The following is a 16,528-nucleotide window of genomic DNA, read 5'->3' on the forward strand; positions in this document are numbered from 1 at the left end:
GCTTTGGTGGATTCGGCCAGAGCCTTGCGGAAGGCCCGCCGCGTAGCCTGTCCGTGTGCTGCGGCGGACGACCACGATCTCGGACATCGACGCGCCGGCGAGGCTGGCGGAGCTGCTCGACCATCACGACTACCTGGCCGACGAGGGCGTGACGACCGCGGCCTACCTCGCCCTGAAGATGGGCCGGCCGCTCTTCCTGGAGGGCGAGGCCGGCGTCGGCAAGACCGAGCTGGCCAAGACGCTGGCGGCGATCCTGGGCGCACCGCTGATCAGGCTGCAGTGCCATGAGGGGCTCGACGCCGCGCAGGCCATGTACGACTGGGACTTCCCGCGTCAGCTCCTGCATCTCAAGGCCGCCGAGGCGGCCGGGGCGGCCGACGTCGCCGCGCTGGAGGGCGAGATCTACGACCGGCGGTTCCTCGTCGCCAGGCCGCTGCTGCGGGCCCTGGAGACGCAGCCCAGCGTGCTCCTCGTCGACGAGATCGACCGGGCCGACGACGAGTTCGAGGCGTTCCTGCTGGAGGTGCTGTCCGACTTCACGATCTCGGTGCCGGAGATCGGGACGATCAGGGCGGTGACCCCGCCGGTCGTCGTCCTGACCTCCAACCGGACCCGCGAGGTGCACGACGCGCTCAAACGGCGCTGTCTCTACCACTGGCTCGAGCATCCGGGGTTCGACCGGGAGGTGGCGATCCTGCGGCGGCGCCTGCCCGGATGCGCCGAGCGGCTCGCGGCGGACGTGGCGCGGGCGGCGGGGCGGATGCGCGCGGCCGGCCTGCTGAAGCCGCCGGGCATCGCTGAGACCCTCGACTGGGCCGAGGCCCTGCTCACGCTCGGCGCGGCCGAACTCGACCCCGTCCTGGCCGCCGCCACACTGGGCGCGGTGCTCAAGCACCGGGAGGACCAGGAGGCCGTGCGGGCCCAGAGGCTGCTCACACCGGACGGCGGCCGTGGCTGACGCCCGCCCCCGTCCCCCCGCGGGCCGCGACACGCCGGGCCCCGGCGGCGTGACCGACGCCCGGGAGACGGCGGCCGGCGACGCCATGCGGATCGCCCGTGTCGTGACCGGGTTCGCCCGCGCGCTCCGGGCGGCCGGCGTCGCGGCCGACCATCATCGCACCGGGAACTTCCTCGCGGCGCTCGGCCATCTCGACGCCGCCGACGGGCGGAACGTCTACTGGGCGGGCCGTCTCACCCTGTGCGCCGGGCCCGGCGACCTGCCCGGCTACGACCGCTGCTTCGCCGCCTACTTCTCCGGCGGGCTCCCCCCGCAGCGCCGCGCACGGGGAACGACCGTCACCGTGACCCGCCCGGTGGCCGTGCCGTACGGCGCGGGGGAGCGGGAGGGAACGGACGAGCCCGGCGCGCCGCCGGCCACGGCGAGCGACATCGAGGTGCTGCGGCACAGGGACGTGGCGCGGATGAGCGAGGCCGAGCGGCGGGAGGTGCACCGGCTGCTCGCGCTGCTGCGCGGCGCGCGGCAGCCGCGCAGGTCCCGGCGCCACCGCCCGTCGCCCCACGGCGGTGCGGCGGACCCGCGGCGCACGATCAGGGAGATCCTGCGGCACGGCGGCGAGCCGGCCCGGCTGCGCCGCCGTGTGCGCGAGGACCGGCCGCGGCGGGTCGTCATGCTCGTCGACGTCAGCGGCTCGATGGCCGCCTACGCCGGCACGCTGCTTCGTTTCGCCCACGCGCTCGTGCGCGCGGAGCCGAGGGCGACCGAGGTGTTCAGCGCGGGGACCCGGCTCACCAGGATCACCGCGGCGCTTCGCCGCCGCGACCCCGGCCTCGCCATGGACGAGTGCTTCGCGGCGATCCCCGACTGGAGCGGCGGCACCCGGCTGGGAGAGGAGCTGCGCGCGCTGCTGCGCCTGCCCGACCCCCGGGGCGCGATCGTCGTGATCGCCTCGGACGGATGGGAGCGGGGCCCGGCCGACCTGCTCGGCGCGCAGATGGCCCGGCTGTCCCGGCTCGCCCGCCGCGTCGTGTGGGTCAACCCGCACAAGGGCGACCCGGCGTACCGGCCGCTGACCGCGGGCATCCGCGCCGCGCTGCCGTACGTCACGGACTTCGTCGCCGGGCACAGCCTGGCCGCGTACGAGGAGCTCGCGGCGCTGCTGGCCGGCGACCGGCCCGTACGGGCCGCACGGAAGGGAGGGGCCGGTGCGTGACGTGCTCGACCAGATGCTGCGCTGGTGGGAGGAGGGGCGGCGCTTCGGGCTCGCCACCGTGGTCGGCACCTTCCGCAGCGCGCCGCGCCCGCCCGGAGCCGCCATGGCCGTCCTCGACGACGGCGAGGCGGCCGGAAGCGTGTCGGGCGGCTGCGTCGAGGGAGCGGTCTACGAGCTCGCCGCGGAGGTGGTCACCACCGGAACGCCGGTGCTGCAGCGGTACGGCGTGAGCGACGACGACGCCTTCGCGGTCGGCCTGACCTGCGGCGGGATCATCGACGTGTTCGTGGAGCCGGTCTCCAGACGGGACTATCCGCAGCTGGCGGAGGTCGCCGCCGACGTCGCCGCGCGGCGTCCGGTCGCGGTGGCCACGATCGTCGCGGGCCCCGGCCGCGTGGGGGCGCGCCGCGTGGTCTGGCCGGACCGGGCGGCGGGCCCGCTCGGCTCGGCCCGGCTCGACGACGCGGTGGACGACGACGTGCGCGGCATGCTCGCGCAGGGCCTGACCGGTGTGCGGCGCTACGGTCCCGAGGGCGAGCGGCGCCTGGACGACCTGCGGGTGTTCGTCCAGTCGTTCGCGCCGCCGCCGCGCATGCTGGTCTTCGGCGCCATCGATTTCGCGGCGGCCGTCGCGCGGATCGGGCGTTTCCTCGGCTATCACGTGGTGGTGTGCGACGCGCGGCCGGTCTTCGCCACCGCCAGGCGTTTCCCCGAGGCCGACGAGGTCGTGGTGGCCTGGCCGCACGACTACCTGGCCGCCGCCGAGGTCGACGAGCGCACCGCGATCTGCGTGCTCACCCACGACCCGAAGTTCGACGTGCCGCTGCTGGAGGTGGCCCTGCGCACCCCCGCGGCGTACGTGGGGGCGATGGGGTCGCGGCGCACCCACTCCGACCGGCTGGCGCGGCTGCGCGAGGCCGGCCTGACCGAGGACGAACTGGCCCGGCTGAGGTCGCCGATCGGGCTCGACCTCGGCGCGCGTACGCCGGAGGAGACGGCCGTGTCGATCGCGGCCGAGCTGATCCAGCTGCGGTGGGGCGGCAGCGGCAGGCCGCTCACCGACACGTCGGGACGCATCCACGGCGAGCCGCGGTGAGCGGCGCGGCGGTCGCCGGTCTGCTGCTGGCCGCCGGGGGCGGCAGCAGGTTCGGCGGCCCGAAGGCGCTGGTGGAGTTCGAGGGGGAGCGTCTGGCCGACCGCGGCGTGCGGCTGCTCGCCGAGGGCGGGTGCCGGCCGGTGCTGGTCGTCCTCGGGGCCGCCGACGTGCCGGTCGCCGGCGCGGTCGTCGTGCGCAATCCCGGCTGGGCGTCCGGCATGGGGTCGTCGCTCCGGGCGGGGCTGGGCGCGCTTGCGCCGGACGCCCCCGCGGTGGTGATCGCGCTGGCCGACCAGCCGCTGGTGCGGCCCGGGGCGGTGCGCCGGCTGATCGCCGCGTTCGAGGCGGGCGCCCGCGTCGCCGTCGCGGCGTACGGCGGGGCGCTCCGCAACCCGGTGCTCATCGCGCGCGAGCACCTGGCGGAGGTGGCCGCGCTCGCCGAGGGCGACGTGGGCGCGCGTCCCTTCCTGCGGGCGCACCCGGAACTGGTCACGGCCGTGCCCTGCGACGACGTCGGCGACCCGGCCGATGTCGACACCCCCGATGACCTGCGGCGACTCCATAAGGAGTGATTCATCCGATTCGCTGCTTTTGGTGAGCTCCGTCACAATGATCGCGAAGAGCAGTCCGGCCGAGCGGGGAGCGCGTCATGACGGAGCAGGCGCCCGGCGGGTTCGACGTCAATCAGCCCAACGTCGCCCGCATGTACGACTACTACCTGGGCGGTAAGAACCACTTCCCGGCCGACCGGGCCGCGGCCGAGCGGGTCATCGAGCTGTCGTACGGATACGTCAGGGAGACCGTGCAGGAAAACCGGGCGTTCCTGAGGCGGGCCGTGCGCTACCTGGCGGCCGAGTGCGGCGTACGCCGGTTCCTCGACCTCGGCGCCGGCCTGCCGACGCAGGGCAACGTCCACGAGATCGCGCTGCAGGAGGCTCCCGACTCCCTGGTGACGTACGTGGACAACGACGCGGTGGTGGCGGCGCACGCGCGGGCGCTGCTGGAGGGTGATCCGCGGGTGCGCTTCCTGGAGGGTGACCTGCGCAGGCCCGAGGAGGTGGTGGCCGCGGCGTCGGCGAGCGGTCTCATCTTCGACCGGCCCGTCGCGCTGCTGCTGGTGGCCTGCCTCCACTTCGTGCCGGACGAGGAGGACCCGGAGGGGGTCGTGGCGGCCTACCGCGAACTGCTCCCCTCCGGCAGTTACGTCGTCGTCTCGCACGTCTGCTCCGACCCCGTGCCCGAGGCGATGGCCGCCGCGGGCGGCGTGTACGGCAGGGCAAACGCGCCCTTCGAGGCCAGGCCGGCCGCGCGGATCGCCCGGTTCTTCGACGGGTTCGACCTGGTCGAGCCCGGGGTGGTGCCGCTGAACGAGTGGCGGCCCGAGCCCGGCGCGCTGCCGCTGCGCGGTGACTTCCTGCCGATACTCGGAGGCGTCGGCCGCCGCCCCTGAAAGTGGCCACCGCTCTGTCCGGGCAATCTCGTCGGTCGCGGCACTAGCCTTGGTATTCGGATACGGAACATCATTCGGTTACCGACGGGTTCACGCGTGGAAGGACGAAGCGGATGCGGATCGGGATGGCCCTCAACTATTCGGGGGGCTTCAAGGAGACCGTCGCCGAGCTGGCCGACTACGAGAAGGCCGGGCTCGACATCGTGTTCGTGGCCGAGGCGTACAGCTTCGACGCCGTCAGCCAGCTCGGTTACATCGCGGCCAGGACCGAACGGCTGCAGATCGCCTCGGGCATCCTGCCGATCTACTCCCGCACGCCGGCCCTGCTGGCCATGACGGCCGCGGGGCTCGACTACGTCTCCGACGGGCGTTTCACGCTGGGCCTCGGCGCGTCCGGGCCGCAGGTCATCGAGGGCTTCCACGGCGTGCCCTACACCGCGCCGCTGGGCCGCACCCGAGAGGTCATCGAGATCTGCCGCAAGGTGTGGCGGCGCGAACGGCTGGAGTACGCGGGCAGGCACTACACGCTGCCGCTGGAGGGCGGCACCGGCCTCGGCAAGCCGCTCAAGCTGATCAACCATCCGGTGCGCGAGCGCGTCCCGATCGTGATCGCGGCCATCGGGCCCAAGAACGTGGAGCTCGCGGCCGAACTGGCGGAGGGCTGGGAGCCGATCTTCTTCATGCCCGAGAAGGCCGGCGAGGTCTGGGGCCCGTCGCTGGCCGCCGGCCGGGAGCGCCGGGATCCCGTTCTCGGCGAGCTGGACGTGATCGCGCAGGCCGTGCTGGCGATCGGCGACGACGCCGACGGCGTGCTGGAGCTGGGCCGTTCCATGGCCGCCCTCTACATCGGCGGCATGGGCGCCAAGGGGAAGAACTTCTACAACGACCTCGCCCGGCGCTACGGCTACGAGAAGGAGGCCGAGCAGATCCAGGACCTCTACCTGGAGGGCAAGAAGAAGGAGGCCGAGGCGCTGGTGCCGCGGGAACTGCTGGAACGTGTGTCGCTCGTCGGCCCGGAGGGCCACATCAGGGAGCGGCTGGCGGCCCTGCGCGAGGCGGGGGTCACGACGCTCAACGTCGCCCCCGTGGCCCACACCCACGGGGAGCGCGTGCGGCTCATCGAGAAGATCCGCGACCTGGCCTCCTGAGCCGTCCGGCGGCGCGGGGAGCCGGCTGTCCCGCGCCGCCTGTCCCGCGCCGCCCGCCCCCGCGGTCTTCGCCTCCCTCCCCGATCGGCGGCGGGCGAGTCCACGAGATCGCCATGTGCAGCGCTTTGACACGTCCTATGGGTAACCGCTATCTATTGGCCAACCGTTAGGGGGTGACATGCAGGACGCGGTGCTGGCGATGCTCGCCAAGGAGCCGTCGCACGGGTACCACTTGCACGCCCGGCTGCGGCGCAGTCTCGGCCCGCTGGGCGAGTCGATGAATCGCGGTCAGATCTATGTGACGCTGGCCCGATTGGAGCGGGCGGGGCTGGTCGTCTGCGAGCGGGCGGACGGCCTGCCCGAGCGGCCGGAGCGCAAGGTCTACGCGCTGACGCCGGCCGGGCAGCAACGGGTGGCCGCCTGGCTGGCCGAGGTGGGCTGGCCGAAACCGGACCTGGCGGAGTTTCATCTCAAGCTCGCCGCCGCCGCCGCGGCCCGGCTGGCCGACCCGGTGCACCTGGTGGCGGCGCAGCGCCGGGAGCTGCTGCGCCACCTGCGTGAGGCGCAGCAGGCGGCGCTGGCCGAGCCGGCGGGGTCGGGCGCGGGCCTGCTGCTGGAAGGGGTCGTGCTGCGGTTGCAGGCGGACCTGCGCTGGCTGGACGCCTGTGAGCGGGCCTGGTCCGGGGCCGGCCACGGAAACGAGGACGGATGAACGTGTCAAGCGCCGTGGTCCGGGCCCGCGGCCTGGTGAAGACGCATGGCCGGGGGCAGGGCCGGGTCCGCGCGGTGGACGAGGTCGACCTGGAGGTGCCCCAGGGACAGACGCTGGCGGTGATGGGGCCGAGCGGCTGCGGGAAGTCGACCCTGCTGCACCTCCTCGGTGGCCTGGAGCGGCCCACGGACGGACAGGTGTGGGTGGCAGGGCGGCGCATCGACACGCTGAGCGAGCGGGCTCTGGCGCGCATGCGGCGCCGGTCGGTGGGGTTCGTCTTCCAGGCCTTCCATCTGGTGGAGGAGTTGTCGGCGGCCGAGAACGTGGAGCTGCCCGCGCTGCTGGCGGGGCGCTCGCGCCGCGAGGCCGGGCGCCGCGCGAGCCTGCTGCTGGAGCGGGTGGGGCTCGCCGACCGCGCCCGGCACCTGCCGTCGCGGCTGTCGGGCGGGCAGCGCCAGCGGGTCGCCGTCGCTCGCGCGCTGGTCAACGACCCGCTGGTCGTCTTCGCCGACGAGCCGACGGGCAACCTCGACACCGCGGCGACCCTCGACATGCTGAGGATCTTCGAGGACCTGCGGGCCGCCGGGCAGACCCTCGTGATCGTCACGCACGACGAGCGGGTCGCGTCCACCGCCGACCGGCTGATCTCGATGCGCGACGGGATGTTCGTCGACGACACCCGGCTGGCCGGCACCGGCACCGGGCGGCTCGGCGGGCTCGGCGGGCTCGGCGGGCTGATCGGGCTGGAGGGCTGAACGCCATGGGCTCCGTCGTGCTCGTCGTGCGTCTGGTGCTGGCCGACGTGCGCCGGCACAGGGCACAGGCCGCGATGCTCCTGCTCGCGGTGACCGTGGCCACCGCCACGATGGCCCTGGGCCTGTCCCTGCGCGGCGTGAGCGACGCGCTGTACGAGCAGACCCGCGCGGCCACCGCCGGCCCGGACGTGGTGGCGCTCTCCGGCGACACCGGGCCCGCCGTGACCTCGGCCCTGGCCTCGCTGGCGGACGCTCCCGAAGTGATCGCCCACCACGGTCCCTATCGCATCGTCTACGCCACCCTCGGCACGCGCGATTCCGTCTCGTCCCCGGTGGTGGTGCAGGGCTTCGCCGAGACGCCCGGCGCGGTCAACCGGCCGCTGGTGACCTCGGGCCATTGGGTACGTTCCGGCGGCACGGTCCTCGAGCGCGGCTTCGCCACCGCGCTGGGCGTCGGCGTCGGCGACCACGTCACCATCGCCGGCCGGTCCTACCCCGTCGTCGGGATCGCCGTCACCGCGGCCACCTCCATCTACCCCTGGGCGGCGCAGATCGGCCCGGGCGGCGGCCCCAGCGACTACAGCGGCCTGGCCTGGATGACCCGGTCGGACGCCCGGACGCTGGCGTCGTCCCACGATCTCCCGGTGACCACGGCCGTGGACCTCAAGCTGCGCGACCCCGCCGCCGCCGAGGCCTTTCGCCACGCCCACCGGCTCGTCGACATCAGGATCAACTTCCACTCCTGGCAGTTCACCGCCGTACAGGACATGGTCATCCTCAGGGACACCCAGCCGATCCTGGTCGTCGGCAGCTGGCTGCTCAGCTTCCTGGCCATCACCGGAGTGGCGGCGCTGGCCGCGGGACGCGCCGTCGAGCAGACGCGCAGGGCCGGGCTGCTCAAGGCCGTCGGCGCCGCCCCGGGCCTGATCGCCACCGTCCTGCTCACCGAGTATCTGGCGCTGGCGCTGGCCGGCGACGCGCTGGGGCTGGTGATCGCCCGCCTGACCGTGCCCGCCATCGCCAGCCCCACCGCCAGCCGGATCGGCGACGCCTTCGGGCCCGGTGGCGCCACCGTCGCCGCGGCGACCGTCCTCGCCGTGTCGGTGGCGGTGCTGTCCACGCTGCGTCCCACGCTGCGGGCCATGCGTACGGCGACCGTCACGGCGCTGTCCGCCACCGCTCACCAGCCCCGTCACCGGCCCTGGCTCACCGCGCTGTCCGCGCTGCTGCCCACGCCGCTGCTGCTCGGGCTGCGGCTGACCGCCCGCCGGCCGGGCCGCGCCGTGCTGCAGGCGTGTGCCACCGCCACCACGGTGATCGCGATCGTCGCCCTGCTGACCCTCCACGCCCAGCCGGAGAGGGGCTACGGCCTGAACGGCTCATCCGCCCTGCCCAACCTGCGCGGCGAGCACGACCGCATGCTGATGCTCGCCGTCACCATCCTGCTGGTCGCACTCGCCGTCGTGAACACCGTCACCTTCACCTGGACCACCGCCATGGAGGCCCGGGCGAACACGGCCATCGCGCGTACGCTCGGCGCCACCCCCGGGCAGATCTCCGCGGGGCTGTCCGCCGCCCAGCTCCTGCCCAGCCTGCCCGGTGCCCTCATCGGCGGCCCTCTGGGCGCCGGCCTGCTCTCGCTCTTCTCGGCCGGGAACGCGGTGGAGGCACCCTCCTCCTGGCTGCTCGGCGCCACACTCGCGACTCTCGTGGCGACGGCGGCACTCACCGCCCTGCCCGCACGCCTGGCGGCCCGCCGGTCCGTGGCACAGACCCTCAGCGCCGAAGCGGCGTGACCGGCCCCGTCCGGCGGACCGCCGGCCGTCAGACCGGCGGCGAGGGGCCTGCCCAGGCTCCGGAACTGGATCTGCCAGGTGAGAGGCGCCCCGCGTGGGCGTAAAGTCCCGGGCGTGATGCACACATCCCGCCGCGCGCGCCTGGCCGGGGCGCTGCGCGAGCACGAGGCCGCGGCGGCCCTCGTCACCTGGCCGGTCAACGTCCGCTACCTGACCGGTCTGACGAGCTCCAACGCCGCCGTGCTCGTCACCGCGGCGGGTGAGGCCGTGCTCGCCACCGACTCGCGCTATCTGGAGACGGCCCGGGCGACGTGCTCGGGCGTCGAGGTGATCGAGGACCGCGACGTCGCGGGAGCCCTGCTCGCACGGGGGCCGGGCGCGGCGAAGGTCCTGGTGGAGGCCGACCACATGCCGGTGGGGCTGTTCCTGCGGCTGTCCGCCGATCACGCCGCCCTGGCGCCGGTCGGCGGACTCGTGGAGACCGTCAGGGCCGTGAAGGACGAGGGGGAGATCGCGGCGCTGCGCCGGGCCTGCGGGATCACCGACGAGGCGTTCTCCCTGGTCGTGGAGCGCATCGCTCCCGGCGTCACCGAGCGGCAGATCGCCCGGTGGCTGGAGGCCGCCATGGTCGAGCTCGGCGCCGACAAGCCGGCCTTCGACTCCATCGTGGCGAGCGGCCCCAACGGGTCGATCCCGCACCACTCGCCCTCGGAGCGGCCGATCGAGCGGGGTGACCTGGTCACCATGGACTTCGGCGCCCGCTACGACGGCTACCACGCCGACATGACCCGCACGGTCGCCGTGGGCCCGCCCACCCCGTGGCAGCGCGACCTCTACGACCTCGTACGGCAGGCCCAGCGTGCGGGCCGGCACGCCGTACGGCCGGGGGCGACGGCGCACGAGGTGGACGCCGCGGCTCGTGACGTGATCGCGCGGGCGGGCCACGCCGAGCGGTTCGGCCACGGGCTGGGTCACGGAGTCGGCCTGGAGATCCACGAGCTGCCGTTCCTGGGCCCTGGCAGGACCGGTAGACTAGAGGATCGAGTTCCGATCACCGTCGAGCCGGGGGTATATCTCCCGGGCAGGGGCGGTGTGCGCATCGAGGACACGCTGGTGACGCGTGGTGACGGGCCGGAGCTTCTCACACTGACGACCAAGGAGCTGCTCGTCCTGTAGGGCAGCCGCACGCGGGAGACGCTACGTGGCGACGACGAACGACCTGAAGAACGGACTCGTGCTCAAGCTCGACGATGGGCAGCTGTGGACCGTTGTCGAGTTCCAGCACGTCAAGCCGGGTAAGGGCGGCGCGTTCGTCCGCACCAAGCTCAAGAACGTCCTGTCCGGCAAGGTCGTCGACAAGACCTTCAACGCCGGCGTGAAGGTCGACGTGGCGAACGTCGACAAGCGGGACATGCAGTACTCGTACCTCGACGGCGACGACTTCGTGTTCATGGACACCGAGACCTACGACATGGTCAACATCCCGCGCTCGGTGGTGGGCACCGCCGCCAACTACATGCTGGAGAACACGACCGCGACCGTCGCCTTCAACGAGGGCAACCCGCTCTACGTCGACCTCCCGGCCGCCGTGGAGCTGACGATCTCACACACCGACCCGGGCCTGCAGGGCGACCGCTCCACCGGCGGCACCAAGCCCGCCACCCTGGAGACCGGCGCCGAGATCAAGGTCCCGCTCTTCATCACGACCGGCGAAAAGGTCAAGGTCGACACTCGCACCGGCGAGTACCTCGGTCGGGCCTGACGTGTCGGCTCGAGGGAAGGCCCGCCGCCGCGCGCTGGACATCCTCTTCGAGGCCGAGGCACGGCAGCTGAGCCCGCTCGACGTGCTCGCCGAGCGGGTGGAGCGGGCGGACCCGCCGGTCAACGAATACACGTCCTTTCTCGTCGAGGGCGTGGTCCGGCACCTGGAGCGCATCGACGAGCTGATCTCGACGTACGCCGAGGGCTGGACCCTGGAGCGCATGCCCGCCGTGGACCGCAACGTTCTGCGCGGCGGGACCTACGAGATGCTGTGGTCGGAGGAGGTCCCGGAGGGCGTGGTCATCAGCGAGTGGGTGCACCTGGTCGCGGAGCTGTCGACCGACGAGTCGCCGCAGTTCGTCAACGGACTGCTGGCCCGCTTCAAGCAGCTCAAGCCCTCGCTTTCGCTCTGACCCCACGTCCCTCGGCCCGGCGGCTCCGGGAGACCGGCGGTTCCGGGGGCCGACAGCTTCGAGAGGCCCGACAGGGAGGCCGTAAGTGCGTGACGCCACACGCCGCGCCGTCGTCTGGGAGGCGCTGCGCGCGCTCCTGGCCGAGCGGACGGCCGCCACCGGGCGCGACACGCTCGACATCGTGGACGCCGGCGGCGGCACGGGCGGCTTCGCCGTGCCGCTGGCCACGCTCGGGCACGCCGTGACCGTGGTCGACCCGACCCCGGACTCGCTGGCCGCGCTGGAGCGCCGCGCGGCGGAGACGGGCGTCGGCGTGAAGGGGCTGCAGGGCGACGCCGCCGACCTCGGCGAGCTGCTGGAGCCCGGCAGCGCCGATCTGGTGCTGTGCCACAGCGTGCTGGAGTACGTCGAGGACCCGGCGGGCGCGCTGGGCGCGGTCGGCGGCATCCTGCGGCCGGGCGGGGTGGTGAGCGTGCTGGCCGCCAACTCGGTCGCCACGGCCGTCCACCGCTCGCTGGCCGGCCACTTCGACGAGGCGCGCCGGGTGCTGTCGGACCCGGCGGGCCGCTGGGGCGAACGCGACCCCACGCCGCGCCGCTTCTCCCGCGAGACGCTGGGCGCGCTGCTGGCCGGCGCCGGGTTCACCGTCGGCGAGGTGCAGGGCGTGCGGATCTTCGCCGACCTCGTCCCGGGCATGCTGGCCGAGGGCGACCCCGACGGCCTGGTCGCGCTGGAGCGGGCGGCGGCGACCCATCCGGTGCTCCGCGACGTCGCCACCCAGATCCACGTTGTCGCCTACCGTCAGTAGAAACAATGTTCGGATAATGCGGTGGTCGGGTAGGCTGGCCTCATGTCCCGGAACCAGCTGCTGCCTCGGGATCCGTCGCCACCGCCGGACGGGCCGGTCGACGACAGCGGCTGCCCCATCCTGCACGTGGACATGGACGCCTTCTACGCCAGCGTCGAGCTGCTCGACCGTCCGGAGCTGCGGGGCACCCCGGTCATCGTGGGCGCGACCGGCGCGCGAGGAGTGGTGCTCAGCGCCACCTACGAGGCCCGCCGGTTCGGGGTCCACTCGGCGATGCCGATGACGCGGGCCCGGCGCATCTGCCCGCAGGCCACGGTCATCCCGCCCCGGCACGCCGCGTACGCCGAGGTGTCCCGCGGCGTCATGGAGATCTTCCAGTCGATCACTCCGGAGGTCGAGCCGATCGCCTCCGACGAGGCGTTCCTCGACGTCGGCGGGGCCCGCCGCAGGCTCGGCAGCCCCGTGGCCATCGCCCGGATGATCCGTGCCCAGGTCGCCGAGCGGTACGGCATCACCTGCTCGGTGGGGGTGGCGAGCACGAAGTTCGTGGCCAAGCTCGCCTCGCGGCAGTGCAAGCCGGACGGCCTGCTCGTGGTCCCGGCCGACCGGGTCGTGGAGTTCCTGCACCCGTTGCCCGTCGCCGCCCTGTGGGGTGTGGGGGAGCGCACCGAGCAGGCCCTCGTACGGCTCGGCATCCGCACCGTGGGGGATCTGGCCCAGGTGCCGGTGACGACGCTCCAGCGTGAGTTCGGCGCCGTCGGCGCGCACCTCGCGGCCCTGGCATGGGGCCGCGACGAGCGCCGGGTGGTGCCGCACGCGCCCGACAAGAGCATCGGCAACGAGGAGACGTTCCCCCACGACGTCGACGACCCCGAGACGATCAGGCGTGAGCTGCTGCGGCTGTCGGAGCGGGTGGCCGCGCGCCTGCGGTCCGGCGGGCACGTCGGCCGAACGGTCAGCGTCAAACTCCGCCGATCCGACTTCACGACCATCACCCGGTCGCGTACGCTGCGCGAGGCTACCGACGTCGCGAAGGAGATTTTCGACACATCATGCGAGCTCTTCGAGGCCGCCGGGCTGGAGCGGGTGCGGCTGCGGCTGGTCGGCGTGCGCGTGGAGAACCTGCTCCCGGCCGCCGCGGCGACCCGTCAGCTGGGCCTGGGCGAGCGGGAGACCGGCTGGCGGGAGGCGGAACAGGCCATGGACCGCGCCGCTCGCCGCTTCGGTCCGGACGCGGTGAAGCCGGCGTCGCTTGTTCGGCGTCCGTTTGGTCCAATAGGTCCATGACGTCACCTCCGGTTTGGGCCGCGTTGGACGTTTTCTTTCGCCTACGTCTGAGGCCTCGTATTCTGGGGATAACCGACCGCGAGGTTCGGACACCCCGTGTCGTCCGTTGCCGTCTTCCCCTGAATGGGGCCGTCCTTGGGAGGCGCCGTGCCGCTGTCTGAGCACGAGCAGCGCTTGCTCGACCAGATCGAGCAGGCCCTCTATGCCGAGGACCCGAAGTGGGCGAACACCGTACGGATCAGTGATCCGCGCAGCCACTACAAGCGCCGCCTGGTGAAGGCCTCCATAGGCTTCGCACTCGGCGTGGTCCTGCTGATGGTCGGCGTCGTCGCGGCCCAGATCTGGCTCGGTGCCGCCGGCTTCGTGGTCATGCTGGCCACCTGTCTGTGGGGCCTGTCGAGCTGGAAGCGCATGAACGGGTTCAATGACTCCCCGCCGTCCCGCAACCGGAGCCGCCGTCCCCAGCGGCAGAGCTTCATGGAGCGCATGGAAGAGCGCTGGCGTCGCCGCCACGACGAGCACTGATCCCCATCTGAACCACCGCTCCCCATTTGAGCCACCGCCGGTGGGCCCGCTCCGCGGGCCCACCGAGTCGTCTGCGGCGACCGGCGCTCTTTCCCGTCCCCGCACGGCAGGGGCTTCCGTCCCCGCACGGCAGGGGCGGGCGCGGGGAGGCGGCAGATCAGCGGCGGGCGCCGGTCAGGGTCCGGTCCTTGCCGGAATCGCCGCTTCCGGCCGCCGCGCCGGGACGCCTCGCGGCCGCGGCCGTCTCACGCGTACCCGTCCGCCCTGTCCGCCAGAGCCGGAGCCGCAGTCCCTCCAGCCGGTCGAACACGTCGAGCACGCCCTCGCCGGCCGCCCGCACCCGCAGCAGGACGGACATCGGGGCAAGTGCGGCCCCCAGGCGCCGCCACCGTGAGGTCCTCGCCGCCAGATCGCGCCTGATGTGACGCAGGTCCGCCGGGACGGGCCCCGACGCCGAGGGCGTGGGGGCGTACCTCAGCCGTTCCTCGGATGTGACGACGCGGGCGAGCGACTCGGCGGCCTGCGGCCCGAGCGGGTGCCGCCCGGCGATCCGGCGGCCGAGCGCGCGCGGCGTCTCGCCCGGTTCCCCGGCCATGCCCAGGTCGGTGAGCGTGTCGCGCAGCTCCGCCCAGGCGGCGTGGCCGTCCGCGGCCGTCCGCGTGAGCCTGCCAAGGCGCCGGCGGCGCACCAGGAGCCGTGCGGCGGCGGGCAGCAACAGCAGCGCCAGCGCGGCGGCGGCGCCGATCCCGGCCTTGACGGCCACGGGCGTGCCCGGGTCGGCCGCGATGGCCGTGCCGTCGAGGTCGCGGTCGAGCTGGCGCGGGTTCGGCCGGACCGGCCCGGCGTCCTGGCCGGTGTCCTCCTCGTCCGACGTCGGCCCCGCGGACGGGCCCGCCGTGGGATCGGCCGTCGGCGTGACGGGCAGCGAATACGACGGCACCTGGGCCGTGCCCTGCCCGCCCGTCCCGGCGGGGGTGGGCTCGAACCGCAGCCAGCCGATGCCGTCGAAGAACAGCTCGGGCCAGGCATGCGTGTCGTGGGTGCGGACCGTCCAGACGTTGTCGATCTTGGTGCCGCCCGTGTAGCCGACGGACACCCGCGCCGGGATGTTGAGCAGACGAGCCATGACGGCCATCGCCCCGGCGAACTGCTCGCAGTAGCCCCTGCGGTCGCGCAACAGGAAGCGGGACAGCGCCTGCGCGCCCGACCCGGACGCGCGCACGTCGTAGGTGAACCGGCCGGCCTGGGTGAACCATTCCTGGAGCTCGACCGCGGCCTCGTACGGCGTGGTGGCGTCGGCGGTCACCCGGCGCGCGAGAGCGGCCACCCGGGGATCGAGCCCGTCGGGCAGCTGCAGGTAACGGTCGCTGTCCGGAAGCGTCACCGCCGTGCGCAGCTCCGTCAGGGTGGGCTCGGGCTCCTCGGTCACCACCCGATACTCCATCCCGGCCGCCTCGTCCTCGGTGGAGAAGACCATGAGCGAGTCCCGGTCGGCGCGCCAGTCGCCGTCCGCCTCGACCTGCCGGGCCGGGTACGGCAGCGGCAGGAAGTTGAGCGTGCCGATGTCCTCGCTCATCGTGACCCGCATCTCGGCCCGCTTCACCGACACCCCGGGACGGAGCCCGGGCGTCGGCGGCAGCGGCCCCTCCGACACGCGGTCCTCCGGGCGCCCGCGCAGCGGGGCCAGTGTCCACTTCGTCCCGTCGAAGATGTCGAGGGAGTAGATCCGCAGATAGCGCGACACGTCGTCGCTGCTGGTGTAGGTGAGCACGGTGGCGTTGCGCTGCTGCCTGAGCTGGCCGCCGAGCTTGGCGATGGCGTCGGGGATGCCGATGTTGCCGCCGCCCCCGCCGAAGCCGTTGCCCACGCCGAAACCGAACAGCGGGTCGGGGGAGAGCGCCGGCAGCGCCGCGGGCACCAGGATCGCCAGCGCGATCGCCGTCACGCCGATGCGCTTGCCGGACAGGGCCAGCCGCTCGGTGTCGGGGGCGGCGCCGCGCGCGGAGCCGGAGGAACGGCGCACCACGACGGCCCGGCCCCAGCGGCTCAGGCGTTCCCGCCCGTCGGCGACGAGCAGGCCGATGTAGCCGAACGCCGCGATGACGAACGCGATCCACCCGATCGGCTCCGTGACCACCGCCGCGGGCACCGTGAACAGGGCGAGCAGCGGCAGCCCGGCCAGCGCGGCCCGGCGCAGCCGCACCGCGAGGACGTCCACGAGCAGGGCGATCAGCGCCACTCCCGCCGTGGTGAGCAGCGTGATGCCGGGATCGTCCGGCACCGGGGCGGCGTACCGCTGGATGTCGTCGAACCCGGAGCCGACCAGCTCGGCGAGCCGGACGATCGAGTCCTTGGTGGGGACGATCCGCAGCCACGCCTCCTCCGGCGTGAAGACGAGCGTCAGGTAGAGCAGGACCGCCACGAACGACGCGGCCGGCGCGACCCACGGGCGGGCGCCCAGGAGAGAGACCGCCAGCCCGGCCACGGTGGCGACGAGGATCGCGCCGAAGCAGGACCAGAACCAGGCGCCGCCCTCGAAGAGCGGATAGAGCGTGACCGTGACGGCCGCCGTGGCCAGCCCCGCCGCAACCGGCAGTTTCATCGCT

The 16,528-nt window shown here is 73.7% G+C and carries 16 protein-coding genes; 15 read left to right on the plus strand and 1 reads right to left on the minus strand.

Annotated elements, in window-relative coordinates; translation table 11 throughout:
• The first annotated feature begins 55 nt into the window (after positions 1–55).
• The 15 genes from ACQPZZ_RS14705 (at position 56) to ACQPZZ_RS14775 (ending at position 13,922) form a co-directional block, all read left to right on the plus strand.
• Entirely contained in the window at positions 56–958 is a 903-nt protein-coding gene (locus tag ACQPZZ_RS14705; protein WP_363636837.1) for an AAA family ATPase, read from the plus strand.
• Positions 951–2,171, plus strand: coding sequence for a vWA domain-containing protein (locus ACQPZZ_RS14710; protein WP_432932420.1), 1,221 nt, complete (start codon positions 951–953; stop codon positions 2,169–2,171). Before ACQPZZ_RS14705 ends, ACQPZZ_RS14710 begins: the two co-directional genes overlap by 8 nt.
• Complete coding sequence (locus ACQPZZ_RS14715) at positions 2,164–3,267, plus strand: XdhC family protein (RefSeq protein ID WP_432932422.1); 1,104 nt, start codon at positions 2,164–2,166, stop codon at positions 3,265–3,267. Before ACQPZZ_RS14710 ends, ACQPZZ_RS14715 begins: the two co-directional genes overlap by 8 nt.
• Positions 3,264–3,839, plus strand: a complete 576-nt coding sequence (locus tag ACQPZZ_RS14720; RefSeq protein ID WP_432932424.1) for a nucleotidyltransferase family protein — start codon at positions 3,264–3,266, stop codon at positions 3,837–3,839. The genes ACQPZZ_RS14715 and ACQPZZ_RS14720 overlap by 4 nt, the downstream gene beginning before the upstream one ends.
• A gap of 77 nt (positions 3,840–3,916) precedes the next feature.
• Positions 3,917–4,717: an SAM-dependent methyltransferase gene (locus tag ACQPZZ_RS14725; RefSeq protein ID WP_432932426.1), complete on the plus strand. Its 801-nt coding sequence runs from the start codon at positions 3,917–3,919 to the stop codon at positions 4,715–4,717.
• A gap of 113 nt (positions 4,718–4,830) precedes the next feature.
• Complete coding sequence (locus ACQPZZ_RS14730; protein ID WP_432932428.1) at positions 4,831–5,865, plus strand: LLM class F420-dependent oxidoreductase; 1,035 nt, start codon at positions 4,831–4,833, stop codon at positions 5,863–5,865.
• Between the two features lie 178 nt (positions 5,866–6,043).
• Positions 6,044–6,577 (plus strand): PadR family transcriptional regulator, encoded by a 534-nt coding sequence (locus ACQPZZ_RS14735; RefSeq protein ID WP_432932430.1) that lies wholly within the window; start codon positions 6,044–6,046, stop codon positions 6,575–6,577.
• Complete coding sequence (locus ACQPZZ_RS14740; RefSeq protein ID WP_432932432.1) at positions 6,574–7,332, plus strand: ABC transporter ATP-binding protein; 759 nt, start codon at positions 6,574–6,576, stop codon at positions 7,330–7,332. The genes ACQPZZ_RS14735 and ACQPZZ_RS14740 overlap by 4 nt, the downstream gene beginning before the upstream one ends.
• Positions 7,333–7,337: 5 nt before the next feature.
• Complete coding sequence (locus ACQPZZ_RS14745; protein WP_432932434.1) at positions 7,338–9,128, plus strand: FtsX-like permease family protein; 1,791 nt, start codon at positions 7,338–7,340, stop codon at positions 9,126–9,128.
• A 117-nt stretch (positions 9,129–9,245) separates the two neighbouring features.
• Positions 9,246–10,304, plus strand: a complete 1,059-nt coding sequence (locus ACQPZZ_RS14750) for a M24 family metallopeptidase (RefSeq protein WP_432934387.1) — start codon at positions 9,246–9,248, stop codon at positions 10,302–10,304.
• Positions 10,305–10,329: 25 nt separating this feature from the next.
• The gene (gene efp / locus ACQPZZ_RS14755; RefSeq protein WP_346228513.1) at positions 10,330–10,890 is read left to right on the plus strand and encodes an elongation factor P; all 561 of its coding nucleotides are present in this window, start codon (positions 10,330–10,332) and stop codon (positions 10,888–10,890) included.
• Position 10,891: 1 nt separating this feature from the next.
• Entirely contained in the window at positions 10,892–11,302 is a 411-nt protein-coding gene (nusB, locus tag ACQPZZ_RS14760; RefSeq protein WP_363636821.1) for a transcription antitermination factor NusB, read from the plus strand.
• Between the two features lie 85 nt (positions 11,303–11,387).
• On the plus strand, positions 11,388–12,110 hold the full coding sequence (locus ACQPZZ_RS14765; RefSeq protein ID WP_432932437.1) for a methyltransferase domain-containing protein: 723 nt from the start codon (positions 11,388–11,390) through the stop codon (positions 12,108–12,110).
• A 42-nt stretch (positions 12,111–12,152) separates the two neighbouring features.
• Complete coding sequence (locus tag ACQPZZ_RS14770; protein ID WP_432932439.1) at positions 12,153–13,397, plus strand: DNA polymerase IV; 1,245 nt, start codon at positions 12,153–12,155, stop codon at positions 13,395–13,397.
• Positions 13,398–13,544: 147 nt separating this feature from the next.
• Positions 13,545–13,922 carry a DUF3040 domain-containing protein gene (locus tag ACQPZZ_RS14775; RefSeq protein WP_363636815.1) on the plus strand — a complete coding sequence of 126 codons (378 nt, stop codon included), beginning with the start codon at positions 13,545–13,547 and terminating at the stop codon, positions 13,920–13,922.
• A gap of 157 nt (positions 13,923–14,079) precedes the next feature.
• Here the strand turns inward: ACQPZZ_RS14775 and ACQPZZ_RS14780 are convergent, their stop codons facing one another.
• On the minus strand, positions 14,080–16,524 hold the full coding sequence (locus ACQPZZ_RS14780) for a transglutaminase TgpA family protein (protein ID WP_432932441.1): 2,445 nt from the start codon (positions 16,522–16,524) through the stop codon (positions 14,080–14,082).
• Positions 16,525–16,528 lie beyond the last annotated feature (4 nt).

The sequence above is a fragment of the Microbispora sp. CA-135349 genome, assembly GCF_050947365.1.
Lineage (GTDB): Bacteria > Actinomycetota > Actinomycetes > Streptosporangiales > Streptosporangiaceae > Microbispora.